12 protein-coding genes and 1 other RNA gene are annotated in these 14,419 nt (G+C 37.4%); 7 read left to right on the forward strand and 6 right to left on the reverse strand.

What is annotated here, in order from left to right; genetic code table 11:
* The first annotated feature begins 1 nt into the window (after window position 1).
* From rnpB to fbp, 3 genes are all read left to right on the forward strand, one after another.
* Window positions 2-385, forward strand: an RNA gene (gene rnpB, locus QV06_RS02280) — RNase P RNA component class A.
* Between the two features lie 177 nt (window positions 386-562).
* Window positions 563-1,477: a cytidine deaminase gene (gene cdd / locus QV06_RS02285; protein WP_065236760.1), complete on the forward strand. Its 915-nt coding sequence runs from the start codon at window positions 563-565 to the stop codon at window positions 1,475-1,477.
* A gap of 311 nt (window positions 1,478-1,788) precedes the next feature.
* A complete protein-coding gene (gene fbp, locus QV06_RS02290; protein ID WP_065236761.1) occupies window positions 1,789-2,793 on the forward strand; it encodes a class 1 fructose-bisphosphatase in 1,005 nt (334 codons plus the stop codon).
* Window positions 2,794-2,848: 55 nt separating this feature from the next.
* Here fbp and lpxL read toward each other — a convergent pair whose 3' ends face one another.
* The gene (gene lpxL, locus QV06_RS02295) at window positions 2,849-3,778 is read right to left on the reverse strand and encodes an LpxL/LpxP family Kdo(2)-lipid IV(A) lauroyl/palmitoleoyl acyltransferase (protein WP_065236762.1); all 930 of its coding nucleotides are present in this window, start codon (window positions 3,776-3,778) and stop codon (window positions 2,849-2,851) included.
* A 121-nt stretch (window positions 3,779-3,899) separates the two neighbouring features.
* Here lpxL and hldE point away from each other — a divergent pair, with 121 nt between their 5' ends.
* Together hldE and xthA are read left to right on the forward strand one after the other, a co-directional pair.
* Complete coding sequence (gene hldE, locus QV06_RS02300; RefSeq protein WP_065236763.1) at window positions 3,900-5,327, forward strand: bifunctional D-glycero-beta-D-manno-heptose-7-phosphate kinase/D-glycero-beta-D-manno-heptose 1-phosphate adenylyltransferase HldE; 1,428 nt, start codon at window positions 3,900-3,902, stop codon at window positions 5,325-5,327.
* Between the two features lie 14 nt (window positions 5,328-5,341).
* Window positions 5,342-6,145 carry an exodeoxyribonuclease III gene (gene xthA / locus QV06_RS02305; RefSeq protein WP_065236764.1) on the forward strand — a complete coding sequence of 268 codons (804 nt, stop codon included), beginning with the start codon at window positions 5,342-5,344 and terminating at the stop codon, window positions 6,143-6,145.
* 110 nt (window positions 6,146-6,255) lie between these two features.
* Here the strand turns inward: xthA and QV06_RS02310 are convergent, their stop codons facing one another.
* Complete coding sequence (locus QV06_RS02310; RefSeq protein ID WP_065236796.1) at window positions 6,256-7,200, reverse strand: GlxA family transcriptional regulator; 945 nt, start codon at window positions 7,198-7,200, stop codon at window positions 6,256-6,258.
* Window positions 7,201-7,344: 144 nt separating this feature from the next.
* On the opposite strand from QV06_RS02310, the gene QV06_RS02315 reads away from it, so the two are divergent.
* Complete coding sequence (locus QV06_RS02315) at window positions 7,345-8,193, forward strand: MBL fold metallo-hydrolase (RefSeq protein ID WP_065236765.1); 849 nt, start codon at window positions 7,345-7,347, stop codon at window positions 8,191-8,193.
* Between the two features lie 44 nt (window positions 8,194-8,237).
* Here QV06_RS02315 and QV06_RS02320 read toward each other — a convergent pair whose 3' ends face one another.
* The 3 genes from QV06_RS02320 to sppA are packed head-to-tail and all read right to left on the reverse strand — an operon-like array spanning window position 8,238 to window position 12,475.
* Window positions 8,238-9,584, reverse strand: coding sequence for an anti-phage deoxyguanosine triphosphatase (locus QV06_RS02320; protein WP_065236766.1), 1,347 nt, complete (start codon window positions 9,582-9,584; stop codon window positions 8,238-8,240).
* Window positions 9,585-9,598: 14 nt separating this feature from the next.
* Window positions 9,599-10,639, reverse strand: coding sequence for an outer membrane-stress sensor serine endopeptidase DegS (degS, locus tag QV06_RS02325; protein ID WP_065236767.1), 1,041 nt, complete (start codon window positions 10,637-10,639; stop codon window positions 9,599-9,601).
* A gap of 9 nt (window positions 10,640-10,648) precedes the next feature.
* A complete protein-coding gene (gene sppA / locus QV06_RS02330) occupies window positions 10,649-12,475 on the reverse strand; it encodes a signal peptide peptidase SppA (RefSeq protein ID WP_065236797.1) in 1,827 nt (608 codons plus the stop codon).
* A 166-nt stretch (window positions 12,476-12,641) separates the two neighbouring features.
* On the opposite strand from sppA, the gene QV06_RS02335 reads away from it, so the two are divergent.
* On the forward strand, window positions 12,642-13,202 hold the full coding sequence (locus QV06_RS02335) for a nitroreductase family protein (protein ID WP_065236768.1): 561 nt from the start codon (window positions 12,642-12,644) through the stop codon (window positions 13,200-13,202).
* 73 nt (window positions 13,203-13,275) lie between these two features.
* Here QV06_RS02335 and tyrA read toward each other — a convergent pair whose 3' ends face one another.
* Window positions 13,276-14,403 carry a bifunctional chorismate mutase/prephenate dehydrogenase gene (gene tyrA, locus QV06_RS02340; protein ID WP_065236769.1) on the reverse strand — a complete coding sequence of 376 codons (1,128 nt, stop codon included), beginning with the start codon at window positions 14,401-14,403 and terminating at the stop codon, window positions 13,276-13,278.
* Window positions 14,404-14,419 lie beyond the last annotated feature (16 nt).

Raw genomic sequence — 14,419 nt, forward strand, 5'->3', positions numbered from 1 at the left:
CCGAGTTAGCCAGACAATCGCTGGTTTATTGAAGCCCTCAACCGTGTAAACGACCTAGGGGACAAGTAAACGAGAGGAAAGTCCGAGCTACACAGGGCAGAGTGCCGGATAACGTCCGGGAGGTGTAAGCCTACGACCAGTGCAACAGAGAGCAAACCGCCGATGGCTCATTGAGATCAGGTAAGGGTGAAAGGGTGCGGTAAGAGCGCACCGCATGACTGGTAACAGTTCATGGCACGGTAAACTCCACTCGTAGCAAGACCAAATAGGAATCCAATGTGTGGCCCGCACAGGATTCGGGTAGGTTGCTTGAGCATTTGTGTAAATAAATGCCTAGATGAATGATTGTCCACGACAGAACTCGGCTTATCGGCTAACTCGTTTTATTTCACTTCAATCTTATTTTCTTATCAATCTTGAATAAAATTCATACTTATCGCTGCTAAAACCAACAAATAAACGCTGAAATTTATATCTACATCACAAAAAAAACGGTCTATACCAAGATCTTTCGCTATTTTGCTTTATCATACTTACCCGCTTTCATTTTAAGGAGTAATTTATGACAGCACATAAACGGATTAAAGCAATTCAAACTGAATTGGCACAATGGGAAAATCAAAATTTAGCAAATGCGCTCTATCAACTCTTAGCACAACAGCATTTCGCTGGAAAGCTATCTGCTCAACAAGTAAATTCATTATGTAAAACCTTTCATTTCAGTGTAAATGAACTCGCACTCCAACTTCTCCCTGTTGCAGCTTGTTATGCAACTACTCCTGTTTCTGGATTTAATGTTGGTGCGATTGCCCATGGTTTAAGTGGTGCATTCTACTTTGGCGCAAACCAAGAGTTTTGCGATGTTGCTATGCAACAAACCATTCATGCTGAGCAAAGCGCCATTTCCCATGCTTGGATGATGAATGAAACGGCAATTAGTGCTGTTACAGTCAATTACACTCCTTGCGGGCACTGTCGTCAGTTTATGAATGAATTAAATAGTGCAGAACAACTCTATATTCATTTACCTCACGCACAAAATAACCGCTTGCATCAATACTTACCTGATGCTTTTGGTCCTAAAGATCTCGAAATTCGGGAATGTTTATTTGATCCACATAATAATAAATTACAAATTGATACAAATGATGCTCTAGCGCAACAAGCTTTACTTGCGGCAAATCGCTCACACGCCCCTTATAGCCAGGCTTATTGTGGTGTAGCTGTTTTATTAGAAGATGACAGTGTATTCGCTGGTCGTTATGTAGAAAATGCTGCATTTAATCCAAGTTTACCCGCATTACAAGTAGCGTTAAATGTTATCCGCTTATCAGGTTATCAAGATCAGGATGTGCTTAAAATAGCCATGGTAGAAGCTCCAACCAAAATGCAACAAAAAACAATGGCAGAACAATTACTGCAAGCACTTAATCCAAAAATTGAATTGCAGTATTATGTCGCTAAAACTAGCCATTAACTTTAATATTTTTAGATATTTTTGCGGTAATTAACATTTAGGTTTCGCCCTCAAGGGCGACCTCCTATTTTCTTCCCGCCCCTCCCTCACAATATTTCGAAACGAAACTTAAAAGTTTTCCTCTAGCATATTGTAAATAATTACAACTGAAATAAGCTTTTTTAGTAATTTTCCCTAGATTCACACTTTTTCCAAAATAAATTTTGTGACCTAAATCTCATTTTTTTATTTTATCCTCAAAAATTTTTATAAACTTTATCAAAAAATGTTATCTTTTACAGGTGATTTCTCACTCTACAACAAGGTTCATTATGAAAACTCTAGGTCAATTTATTGTTGAAAAACAAGCCGAATATCCTAATGCTAAAGGTGAGCTTAGTGGTATTCTTTCTTCTATCCGTTTAGTTGCAAAAATCATCCATCGTGACATTAACAAAGCTGGTTTAAACAACGATATTATCGGAAATTCTGGGATTGAAAATGTGCAAGGTGAAGCACAAATGAAGTTAGATGCGTTTGCACATGAAAAAATGAAAGCTGCATTAATTTCTCGTGATGAAGTTGCTGGTTTCGGTTCGGAAGAAGAGGAAAACTTTATTGCATTTAATACCGAACGTGGTCGTAACGCCAAATATATTATTCTTACAGATCCATTAGATGGTTCATCTAATATTGATGTCAATGTAGCCGTAGGTACAATTTTCTCTATCTATCGTCGTATTTCTCCTGTTGGTCAGCCTGTTACTATGGAAGACTTTTTACAACCAGGTAATCGTCAAGTTGCTGCGGGTTATATTGTTTATGGATCTTCTACTATGCTCGTTTATACGACTGGTAATGGGGTAAATGGTTTTACTTATGATCCATCCTTAGGGGTATTCATTCTTTCACATGAAAATATCAAAATCCCTCAAGATGGTTCTTGCTACTCTATTAATGAAGGTCACTATCTAAAATTCCCAATGGGTGTCAAAAAATACATTAAATATTGCCAAGAAGAAGATGATGCTACTAAACGCCCATATACTTCTCGCTATATTGGTTCATTAGTTTCTGACTTCCATCGTAATATGCTTAAAGGTGGGATCTATATTTATCCAACAACAACCCGTTATCCTAATGGTAAATTACGTTTGTTATACGAAGGTAACCCAATGGCGTTCCTTGCTGAACAAGCTGGTGGTTTAGCAACCGATGGTTATAGACGTATTTTAGATATTCAACCAACAGAGCTACACCAACGTACTCCGCTCTTTATCGGTTCAAAAAATATGGTGGAAAAAGCCCACGAATTTATGACTGAATTTAAAGAGTAATCCTTGATAAAAATATCGCCCTGCTAAGCAGGGCGATTTACTATTTAAATAATATTTAATACAAACTTTCCTCACCTTCAGGCCGCGTTTTAAAGCGACGGTGTAGCCACATATATAGCGAAGGATCTTTTCGAATTTCCGTCTCAATCGCTTGATTAACACGTGCTGCTATTTGTTCCTCATTTTCACAATCTTGTAGATCGATTGGTGCAGAAATGGATACGGTATAACCAGAATGATCGTGATGACGTAACGGTGCAAATGGAATAACTAAACTCTCTGGACTTGCTTTAGTCAAAAATGCAGTGCCTGTTGTTGTTGCTGCTTTTTCTACGGCAAAAAATGGTACAAACACAGCACTCTTACGTCCATAATCATGATCTGGAGCATACCAGATAGTTTCTCCTCGTTTTAAAGCTCGAATCATACCTCGTAAATTATGGCGATCTAGCATATCCTTATTAGAACGTAATCGTCCCTTAGTCTGAATCCAATCAAATAATGGGTTATCATTAGGACGATAAACACCAACACCTTGATGATGAATCCCTATAATTCTTGCCCCTAATTCCAAAGTTAAAAAATGAATACCAATTAGAATAATCCCTTTTTTGGGTGCAGTTGTCAGATATTCCAGCCCTTCCACTTTCGACCATTTTTTAATCCGACGATCCGACCAAAACCACGCCATTCCTGTTTCAATAATTGCCATACCGATAGCATCAATATTTTTTTGTAGTAAGTTTTCTTTCTCAGCTTCCGTATATTCAGGAAAACAAAGTTCAATATTACGGCGAGCAATCGCTAAACGGCGCTGGCCAAATTTAAATTTGACAAATAAGCGTCCCAGACCATGACCAATTTTGACTAGCCAACGATAAGGCAACAAGAGTAGCGCACGAAAAATGAGTAAACCTAACCAAAGTAACCAATATTTTGGCAATAAAAAGGAGAGCTTAAACGTTGGTAATTGTTTATTTTTCATTGATTACAACAGATAAATAATGAACAAAATGGCATTATTTTAGCGGAAAGCCAGAGAAATAGCATTAATCTTGGGGTGAGTATGGTAAAATCTGGCGCAAAATTTTCATTGGAGAAGCAAGATGATCGAATATTCAACTCAATTTACTCAAGCTAAAGTTTTAGTTTTAGGGGATGTTATGCTGGATCGTTACTGGTTTGGTGCCACTAATCGTATTTCCCCTGAAGCTCCAGTACCTGTCGTGAAAGTACAACAAAATGAAGAACGCGCTGGCGGTGCCGCTAACGTTGCAATGAATATTGCCAGCTTAAATGTGCCGATTAAATTATTAGGTATGATTGGGCAAGATGAAACTGGGCAAGCATTACAAAATCTATTAGCAAAAGATAAAATTGAGTGTGATTTTGTTGCCTTATCTTCTCATCCTACTATTACTAAATTACGTATTTTGTCACGTCATCAACAATTATTACGTTTAGATTTTGAAGAAAATTTTCATCATGTTGACTCTACTGAGTTGCTACAAAAACTTACACAGCATATTTCTCAATATGGGGCATTAGTCCTGTCTGATTATGGTAAAGGTACCTTGGCTGAAGTACAAAAAATGATCCAAATTGCGCGTCAAGCTACTGTTCCAGTCTTAATTGATCCGAAAGGTACTGATTTCGAACGTTACCGTGGTGCGACCTTACTCACACCAAATATGTCGGAGTTTGAAGCCGTAGTTGGTGTATGCCACAGTGAAGAAGAGATTGTGAATAAAGGACTAGCCTTAATTAAACAGCTTGATCTCAATGCGTTATTAGTTACTCGTTCTGAAAAAGGAATGACATTAATTCGTCCTAATCAGCCAGCATTCCATTTACCAACACAAGCACAAGAAGTCTTTGATGTAACCGGGGCTGGTGATACTGTGATTAGCGTATTAGCCACTGCCATTGCTGATGGACGAAGCCTTGAAGAAGCTTGTTACCTCTCAAATGTTGCAGCAGGTATTGTTGTCGGTAAGTTAGGTACTTCTACTGTATCAGAAGTAGAATTAGAGAATGCAATTCATCGTCGTACAGAACATGGTTTCGGTATTATGACCGAACAAGAATTAAAACAGGCTGTTGCTAAGGCAAAAGCACGTGGTGAAAAAATTGTGATGACTAATGGTTGCTTTGATATTTTACATCCTGGTCATGTTTCTTATTTAGCTAATGCAAGAAAACTTGGCGATCGGTTAATTGTTGCAGTGAATTCTGATGCTTCCGTTAAGCGATTAAAAGGCGATCAGCGTCCAATTAATGATTTAGCAACGAGAATGTCTGTATTAGCAGGTTTAGCCTCCGTTGACTGGTTGGTTGCATTTGAAGAAGAAACACCGCAACGCTTAATTGGCGAAATTTTACCTGATCTACTGGTCAAAGGTGGTGATTATAAACCTGAAGAAATTGCAGGCAGTAAGGAAGTTTGGGCAAATGGTGGTGATGTCAAAGTGCTTAACTTTGAAAATGGCTACTCTACCAGTAATATGATCAAAAAAATCCAATCTTTAAAATAACTTATTGAGGTGTTATGAAGTTTATTTCATTTAATATTAATGGGTTACGAGCAAGACCACATCAACTTCATCAATTAATCGAACAATATCAACCTGATGTACTTGGTTTACAAGAGATTAAGGTCGCGGACGAAGCTTTTCCGCATGAAATCGTTGCTGATCTGGGTTACCACGTTTTCTATCACGGACAAAAAAGTCATTATGGTGTGGCACTACTGACCAAACAAGAGCCTATTGCTATACGTAAAGGCTTCCCTACTGATGAGGCTGATGCCCAACGCCGCATTATTATGGCTGATTTAGCGACTCCTTTTGGACAATTAACTGTGATCAACGGTTATTTCCCACAAGGTGAAAATCGTGATCATGAGATAAAGTTTCCAGCTAAACAGAAGTTTTATCAAGATTTACACCATTATTTATTAAATGAACACAATCCAGACAATCCGATTGTGATTATGGGAGATATGAATATTAGTCCAACTGATTTAGATATTGGTATTGGCGAAGAAAATCGTAAACGTTGGCTACGAACTGGGAAATGTTCCTTTTTACCAGAAGAACGTGAGTGGTTAGAAAAGCTATATCAATATGGTCTAGTAGATACATTCCGTGCTTTACATCCAACTGTAAATGATCAATTTTCGTGGTTTGATTATCGTTCTAAAGGATTTGATGATAATCGTGGTTTACGTATCGATTTGATCTTAGCAAACAAGACATTAGCTGAACGTTGTACTGCTGCAGGAATTGCTTTAGATATCCGTGCAATGGAAAAACCATCTGACCATGCACCAATTTGGTCTGTATTTGAGTAATAGCAAAATGCATAGCTGAAAGGCTATGCATTTCAATTTGATGACAAAGTCTATTTAATGTTATGTTTTTCAGATATTTTATCTCTATACACCTATCTTTCCCTAAACACCTAACTACCAAATCTTTTTTGCCATTGTTTTGGGCTAATCTGATGCTTATTTTTAAAATGTTGCCTAAATGCTGTCGCTGAATGAAAACCAACTTTCTCTGCAATCGTTTCTATACTCAACGTTGTACTTTCTAATAATTCTCTGCCACGTTGTAAACGTGCTTCAATTAACCATTGATTAAAAGCCATTCCAGTTGTTTTTCGAAAATGTCGAGTAAAAGTACTACGACTCATCATTAACCGAGTTGCCAAGCTATCCAAAGTATAAGTATCAGCTAAATTTTCATAAATCGAGGATAAAAGTTGATTAATATTTTCGCTGATAGTTTTTCTTGCAACTGGTTGTTCAATAAATTGTGCTTGCCCGCCTTCTCTATGCGGTGGAATGACTAACAATCTTGCTAATTTATTAGCAATTTTTACACCATAATATTGGCGAACAATCGCTAAACAGCAATCTAATCCCGCTGCCGTACCAGCAGAAGTCATTACTCTATCTTGTTCAACATAAATCGAATTAATGTCTAAATCAACTTGAGGAAAACGCTGTTTAAAATCCTCCGTAGCCAACCAATGCGTTGTTGCCTTTTTGCCATTTAATATCCCTGCATATGCCAAAGGATAAGCACCATAACAAAGTCCTACTACCATTGAGCCACGTTGATGTGCTTGTCGTAATGCATTTTGCAATGCTATTGATGGGGCTTGATCAAGGCTATGCCAACCAAATACCACAATAATATCCGATTGTTCTAATAAACTGAGATCTCCGTCCGCTTTAATCGTTAAGATTTGAGAAATATCCATCACCTGATTAGCTTCTGCGACCATTTTTACTTGAAATAGCATTTCACCATCTATTGGCGTTGAAAATACCAGATGCGGAATTGAAAAATGAAAAGGACTTAGTTCTGGATAAAGGATTAGTGCAACTGTTGGAACCATACCATCACCATGAAAATAAATTGACCCAATTTTTTCTATTTTTGAATAGTAAGTCAATATTTTTGTTTTCTCCTCCCTAAGATAATAAGTATGTCACCGAGCAATGGTGATTATTCTATTAACAATCAAAAAGGAAGATACATAATGAAATACCGTTTATTTGGTTTATTTTTTACTGCTATTTTGTCTATTTCTACGGCTTTTGCACAAATTGATTATCAGCACATACGTAATGCTACAGCAAAAATTCAATTTGCTGGCACTACATTTCTTGTGGATCCCTATTTAGCACCAAAAGCAAGCTATCCTGGTTTTGAAGGCACATTACATAGTGAAAAACGCAATCCATTAATTGATATGTCACTGTCTATTCCTGAAATTCTGAAAGGTGTGGATGCCGTTATTGTTACCCATACCCATGCAGATCATTGGGATGAAGCAGCACAAAAACAAATTCCAAAAAATCTCCCAATTTTTGTACAAAATGTAGGAGATGCAACCATTATTCGTTCACAAGGATTTAAAGATGTTCGTGTAATTGGTAAAAATACAAAATTTAATCAAGTATCGTTAAGTAAAGTTGCTGGTCAACATGGTACAGACACTATGTATTCTGTTCCACAACTTGCCGAACTTGCTGGCGAAGCTATGGGTGTAGTATTCCAAGCTACAGGAGAAAAAACACTTTATCTTATGGGAGATACAATTTGGACTTATCAAATCGACCATGCTCTCACTACATATAAACCAGAAGTTATTGTGATGAATACTGGCTATGCTCAACTCAATGGATTTGATGGTAGCATAATTATGGGAACACAAGACGTAGCCAAAGCCTATAAAGTTATGCCAAAAGCAAAATTTATTACTGTACATATGGATGCGGTTAATCATTGTGCCATTACCAGCAACGATATGCGCAATTTCATTAGCAAACATCATTTAACTGATCGTGTTGCAGTGCCTAAAGAAGGTGAAACTTTGCACTATTAATTTATAAAAATAAGGGAAGGTTACCCTTCCCTTTATTTAGACTTTTATAACTGTTGATACAATTTCAATGCATAAGCATCAGACATTCCCGCAATATAATCACAAATTACCCGCTTTTGTTGCTGCGGTTCCGCTTGTTGCCAACGTTTTACCGTATTAGGCGGTAATAAACGAGTTGGATCAGTCAGGAAAATTTGGAACATCTCAGTTAAGATTCGTTGCCCTTGGAACTCAATACGTTGTGTTTTTACTGCTTTAATCACATATCGACTAACGAACTGCTTAAAAATATTCAATACTGCAACCGTTTCTTCTGGCAATTCAGCGTTATAACGTAATAAAGGTTCACTAAATGCTGGATTTTCACACCAACGAATATGTGTAATAAAATAGTTCACTAACGAGCCAATTGCATTTTTACGTAAATAATGTTGATCAGAAAAGAGTGACTCCGTTAAAGCGATAATATGTTCACTAATCCATTCTGCATCACAAGCGATTAATTTTTCTAAGGTTTCTTGCCACTGATCACGATGTACTAAACCTACTACAATCGTATCTTCAAAATCATGTACCGCATAAGCAATATCATCCGCCAATTCCATAATACTGCAATCTAATGATTTATATCGGCTTTTCAGTGTATCTTGCGCTTCTTGGCGTTCGGGTAAAGCTGTAAATAATGTTCGATCCGCTTCACTGAATGGTGCTAACACCCAATTAAATACAGCAATATCATCACGAAAAATCCCTTTTCCTGGTCGCCAATTTTCCATTTTGACATAACGAGGATCAACACTGCGTGGCAAATCTAGCAATTCATATTGTGGTGATGCCATATCTAAAATGACAGGATATTTCATGATCCCAAGTAATGTCCGGCGGGTTAAATTCATTCCCCAATGCTGGGTATAAGGTTCTAATTTGGTTAAAATCCGAAATGAATGCCCATTACCTTCAAACCCACCACTATCACTCATCATATAGTTTAAAGCCACTTCACCACCATGCCCAAAGGGTGGATGCCCAATATCATGAGCTAAACATAAACTTTCAATTAAGCTGCCTTTTGGTAGAAGTGGTGATAATGCTTTTTTTAAAGTCAGTAACTCTTGTTTTGTTTGCTGCTGTAAATGAAAAAATGCGGAATCTAAACGGAGTTGCGCCGTTAAACTGCTCCCGATTTGAGCGACTTCTAATGAATGCGTTAAGCGAGTACGGTAAAAATCATTTTCGCCAATAGAGTGAATCTGCTTTTTAGCTTGTAAACAGCGAAATGCTGCAGAGTGTAATATTCGACCTCGATCACGTTGATAAGGAGAACGATGATCATGTTCACGAGCAGGATCCGCCTGCTGACGTTCTGTCCAATATTTCGCAATTTCAAACACTGCTGCCTCCTTAGCTAATTAATTGGATATTCACCAATCTCTACCGGGAAATTATAGAGTTTATTCCGTCTTAATACCTGTACCGTCACGATAGTACCAGGCTTCATTTCTGCTACCATATTCACCATTTGACTTGGTGACGCTACGACAACATCACCAAATTTCACAATCACATCGCCAATCTGAATACCAGCTCGCGCAGCTGGCCCATTTTGACTTAGGTTAGTAACGAGCACCCCTTTTTGTGAATTATCTTCAATTGGTCCACTCGCAAAAATGCGGCTTTCTACCCCAAAGAAACCACGAATAACTCGTCCATCTTTAATAATTTTATTCATCACCTCATCCGCTAATTTAATCGGAATAGCAAAACCTAACCCTTCTGCCACAACTTCATTATCTGCGCGTCCGATACTTAAAGTATTAATGCCAATTAGCTCACCAAGAGAATTAATTAATGCCCCACCTGAATTTCCTTGATTAATCGAAGCATCTGTTTGAATAAAATTTTGCTGCTTAAATTCGCTGATGGTATTTCGTCCAGTAGCACTAATAATGCCCTGTGATACACTTTGTCCTAAGTTATAAGGGTTACCAATTGCTAATGCGACATCTCCCACATTGACCACACGCTCTGGATTTTGTGGAATAGTTGGTAAATTATTCGCATTAATTTTCAATACTGCTAAATCCGTCACCCAATCGCTACCAATGATATTCGCTTGATAAATATTGCCATTTTGCAACGCAACAATAATTTGGTCAGCATTTTGAATAACGTGTTTGTTAGTAACGATATAACCATCGCTACGCATAATCACACCTGAACCCAGATTATTCACATCAAAATTATTACTATTTGACTCTTGCAAAGAACGCGTATAAACATTGACTACTGCAGGCGCAGCAATTCTTACTGCTTCACTATAAGAGGCGACTTGTGGTTTAAAAAACTGCGCTAGAATATTATTTTGACTTGTGCCTGATAACACTAACACAATCAGCATTGCAGCTGCTAAGCCAATAATAATTGATTGTAATAATTTTTTAATCATTTCAATGCCTTAGTAAAAAGATTGACAGTTTAGACAATATAAATATTGTCCTTTTGGATCAGTAAATTGGGTTAAGACACCTAACTGCTCTCGTAATTGACGCAACTGTGGAATATTATTTAAACCAAATACTTGCGATAAAATTTGAGTCGTGAAATGCGATTGTTTACCTGATAACAATGATAAAAGACCTGAATTATCTTGATCAGTTAACCAAATATAACCAACATCTTTTTCACTGAGTTTTTTATCTTTCGCTAGGATTTTCTCTGTTGCTACTGCCATTGCGCGATTAAAGTCACCTAACTCATCAACCAATTTATGTTTTAGGGCATCTTCGCCTAACCAAACACGCCCTTGGGCAATTTTATCTACTGCGCTTTTATCTAGCTTCCGTCCTTTAGCCACTAAACTGAGGAATTGATCATATCCATGTTCAATAGAAAGTTGGATAACATCAGCATACTCTTTACTTAATTCAGTTAGCATTGACATTTTAGCCAATGGTGAGGTTTCAACCCCGTCACTATTAATCCCTAAATTTTGTAAGCTTTTTTCTAAGGTAACAAATGCAGCAAAAATCCCAATAGATCCAGTGATTGTATTGTTATCCGCCACAATATAATCTGCGGTACTAGAAATCCAATAGCCACCTGATGCAGCCATACCCCCCATAGAAACAATCACAGGTTTCCCTAAGTTTTGTAAATGCTCTATTTCTTCACGAATAATTTCAGAAGCGGCTGCACTTCCTCCTGGACTATTAACTCTTAATACAACTGCTTTAACAGTATTATCCTCTGCAGCTTCACGCAATAAGCGAGCTATTGTATCGCCACCCACCCCTTCTTCTTCACTTTCGCCGTCAATAATTGCCCCATCTACTCGGACAATCGCAATATTATTTTGGGTAGCTAACTCTGTTTCATAATCTGGTAATACTGCTAAATAATCTGAAAAGTTAATATGTTGATATTCATTATCTGCATCGACACCAAACAGTTGTTTTAATTGGTCTTCAACTGCATAACGGCTCATCGCTGCACTAACAAATTTTGTATTGATGGCATACGCAGTTAAATCTCCTTTTAATGCCTTTAATTGTTGTAGATAGTTTTCAGGTGTTGGGAAAGCTTTTTCAATCTCAAGATGGCGATTGGTACTAATCGTTGTCTGAATATTATGCCACATAGTATTCATCCATTGGCTGGCATTTTGGCGTGCTTCTTCTGACATATCATCACGTAATAAAGGCTCAACCGCTGATTTATAAGTCCCTACACGGAATACATGTGGGTTAGCATCAAGCTTATCTAATAATGATTTATAGTAGAAATGTTGCCCTGATAAGCCAGTAAGTTCTACTTGCCCTTGTGAATGTAAATAAATCTTATCGGCATAGCTGGCTAAAATATATTGGTTTTGTGAATAATTATCAGAAATTGCGATAACAGGTTTACCACTTTTCTTAAATTCTTGTAGTGCGTGCCCTACAAAATTTAGCGAAGGTAAATCCCCACCTTCAAACCCATTTAAATCTAAAACAATCCCTTTGATTCGTTCATCATCTGTTGCTTGTGTAATCGCATACACTAAATCAAAGGTTGAAATTTTTTCTGGCATGGTCTGTTGTTGCAGATTATTAAGTAATGTTTTCAGTTCACTATTTTCTTCTCGATTATCTGCTAAAAAACCATTTAATTTTAGTTGTAATGCACCTTGTGGGATAGGTTGACTATTTTTTTCATGAACAATTAGACTAATTCCTGCAAATATTAAAACTACCAATAAAACAAATATAATATTCATTAATACTCGACGGCAAAAATTCAGCATTTGCCAAATAAAACGTACTATCGCTAACACTTTGTCATACCTTCCTATTTTTTATTTCCAGCCTGTTAAAATACCATAAAATGCCTACCATTAAACGAACTTTTTCACGCTCATCCTACTGTTGCTGTGCTACAATGACGCTCTTATTTGATACAGGAGAATAACTATGGACGCACTTGATTTATTATTAAACCGCCATTCAGATAAAAATTTGATTGCACCAGCCCCAAATGCAGAAGAATTAGAAATACTTTTTAAAGCAGCAAAACACGTTCCTGATCACGGCAAATTAACCCCTTATCGTTTTGTCGTCATTGAACATGAAGGCTTACAAAAATTAGGTGATTTGCTAAAAGACGCAGTCAATGAATTTAATTTAGGTGAAGATCGTTTAGCTAAAGCAGAGGGCTTTCCAAAACGTGCTCCAATGTTTATTGCGGTAATCGCAGAAATTAATAAAGAAATCAAAAAAGTTCCTGCTTGGGAGCAAATGTTAAGCGCCGGATGTGCAACGTATGCATTACAACTTGCAGCAAATGCTCTTGGCTATGCAAATGTTTGGGTAACAGGTCCTTGGATTGATGGTTCAGCATTACGTCAAGCTTTTGGCTGCCGTGAACACGATAAAATTGTTGCGCTAGTAATGATCGGTACAGCCCAAGATAATAGTGTACGTCCAAATAAAGAATATAATAAAAATAAAGAAAATTTTGTCAGTTATTTATAATTTTATTATGTATTCCGCTGTGAAAAAAAATCACCTACTGATGACGTAGGTGATTTTTTTCTAGCTATTATTTTTAATCATGCTTCCGTAAATCATATGCTTGTTGCAATAATTGTCGGCTTTCTTGCATAAACTGTTCAGAATAATCACCAAACCATTGATGTACTTGCTGGAATGCTGCAATAAAGCCTTGTTTATCGCCATTTTCAAAGAATGTTAATGCCTGTTGATAACTCTCCTGCAATGTCTTGATCACATCTAAGTTTTCTGGCTTATCCATAATAATATCAGCATACAACTCTGGATCTTGAGCAAACAAACGCCCAATCATTGCTAGCTCTAAGCGATAAATTGGTGAAGATAGTGCTAATAGACTCTTTAGTTGCACAGGTTGTTGAGAAAGATGTAAACCATTCGCAAATGTTGAAAAGTGACGTAGGGCCTGAATATAGGTCATACTGTGATCATGTTCTTGTGGCGTCACTTGATACAGTCTTGCTCCCCAAATATAGAACTGATCAAGTAGCCATTGATAACGTTCCGGATAACGCCCTTCACACACTGCTATCACTTGCTTTGCCATACTCACAATATCTGGCCCAAACATTGGGTGTAAACCTACTACTGCACCTTGATGCACTGCTAACATTTTCGCAACTGGCATTGATTTTACAGAAGTTAAATCTGCTAACAGCATAGTTGGCGTTAGGTAAGGGCGCAATCTTTCAATAACAGCCTCTGTTGCAGTAATAGGCACAGAAACTAATACTACATCAGCATTTGCAAAAATGTGTTCAGCTTGATCCCAATCATCACGATCCAGAATAGTGATTGAATAGCCTGAATTTGCTAAATAGCGAGCAAAAAGACCACCTAACTTCCCTTTCCCACCAACGACAACAATCTTTTTAATCTCTGGATTTACAGTTTTAAAGCCATATTTATTTTCGCTGTGATAAGACTCTCGCATTACACGACGTAATACATCTTCAATTAAATCTGGAGAGATCCCCATTTTTTCTGCTTCTTCGCGACGAGCAGCCAACATACTCACTTCTCGCTCTGGCACATAAATAGGTAAACCATGTTGATGTTTAACTTTACCAACTTCAGCGACTAACTTTAAACGTTTTGCTAATAAAGCTAATAATGCTTGATCTGTTTCATCGATTTGTGCGCGTAACTCTTGCAATACTTCCACGTGATCTCTCCAAAAT

It is taken from the genome of Gallibacterium genomosp. 3, assembly GCF_001678475.1.
Classification (GTDB): domain Bacteria; phylum Pseudomonadota; class Gammaproteobacteria; order Enterobacterales; family Pasteurellaceae; genus Gallibacterium; species Gallibacterium faecale.

Bases quoted from the DNA above. Each gene is read 5' to 3' on its own strand.
- lpxL (WP_065236762.1), bottom strand. From the start codon at position 3,778: ATGAAAAATAAACAATTACCAACGTTTAAGCTCTCCTTTTTATTGCCA.
- fbp (WP_065236761.1), top strand. From the start codon at position 1,789: ATGAAAACTCTAGGTCAATTTATTGTTGAAAAACAAGCCGAATATCCT.
- xthA (WP_065236764.1), top strand. From the start codon at position 5,342: ATGAAGTTTATTTCATTTAATATTAATGGGTTACGAGCAAGACCACAT.
- degS (WP_065236767.1), bottom strand. From the start codon at position 10,639: ATGATTAAAAAATTATTACAATCAATTATTATTGGCTTAGCAGCTGCA.
- sppA (WP_065236797.1), bottom strand. From the start codon at position 12,475: ATGCTGAATTTTTGCCGTCGAGTATTAATGAATATTATATTTGTTTTA.
- QV06_RS02310 (WP_065236796.1), bottom strand. From the start codon at position 7,200: ATGGTTCCAACAGTTGCACTAATCCTTTATCCAGAACTAAGTCCTTTT.
- QV06_RS02335 (WP_065236768.1), top strand. From the start codon at position 12,642: ATGGACGCACTTGATTTATTATTAAACCGCCATTCAGATAAAAATTTG.
- hldE (WP_065236763.1), top strand. From the start codon at position 3,900: ATGATCGAATATTCAACTCAATTTACTCAAGCTAAAGTTTTAGTTTTA.
- cdd (WP_065236760.1), top strand. From the start codon at position 563: ATGACAGCACATAAACGGATTAAAGCAATTCAAACTGAATTGGCACAA.
- QV06_RS02315 (WP_065236765.1), top strand. From the start codon at position 7,345: ATGAAATACCGTTTATTTGGTTTATTTTTTACTGCTATTTTGTCTATT.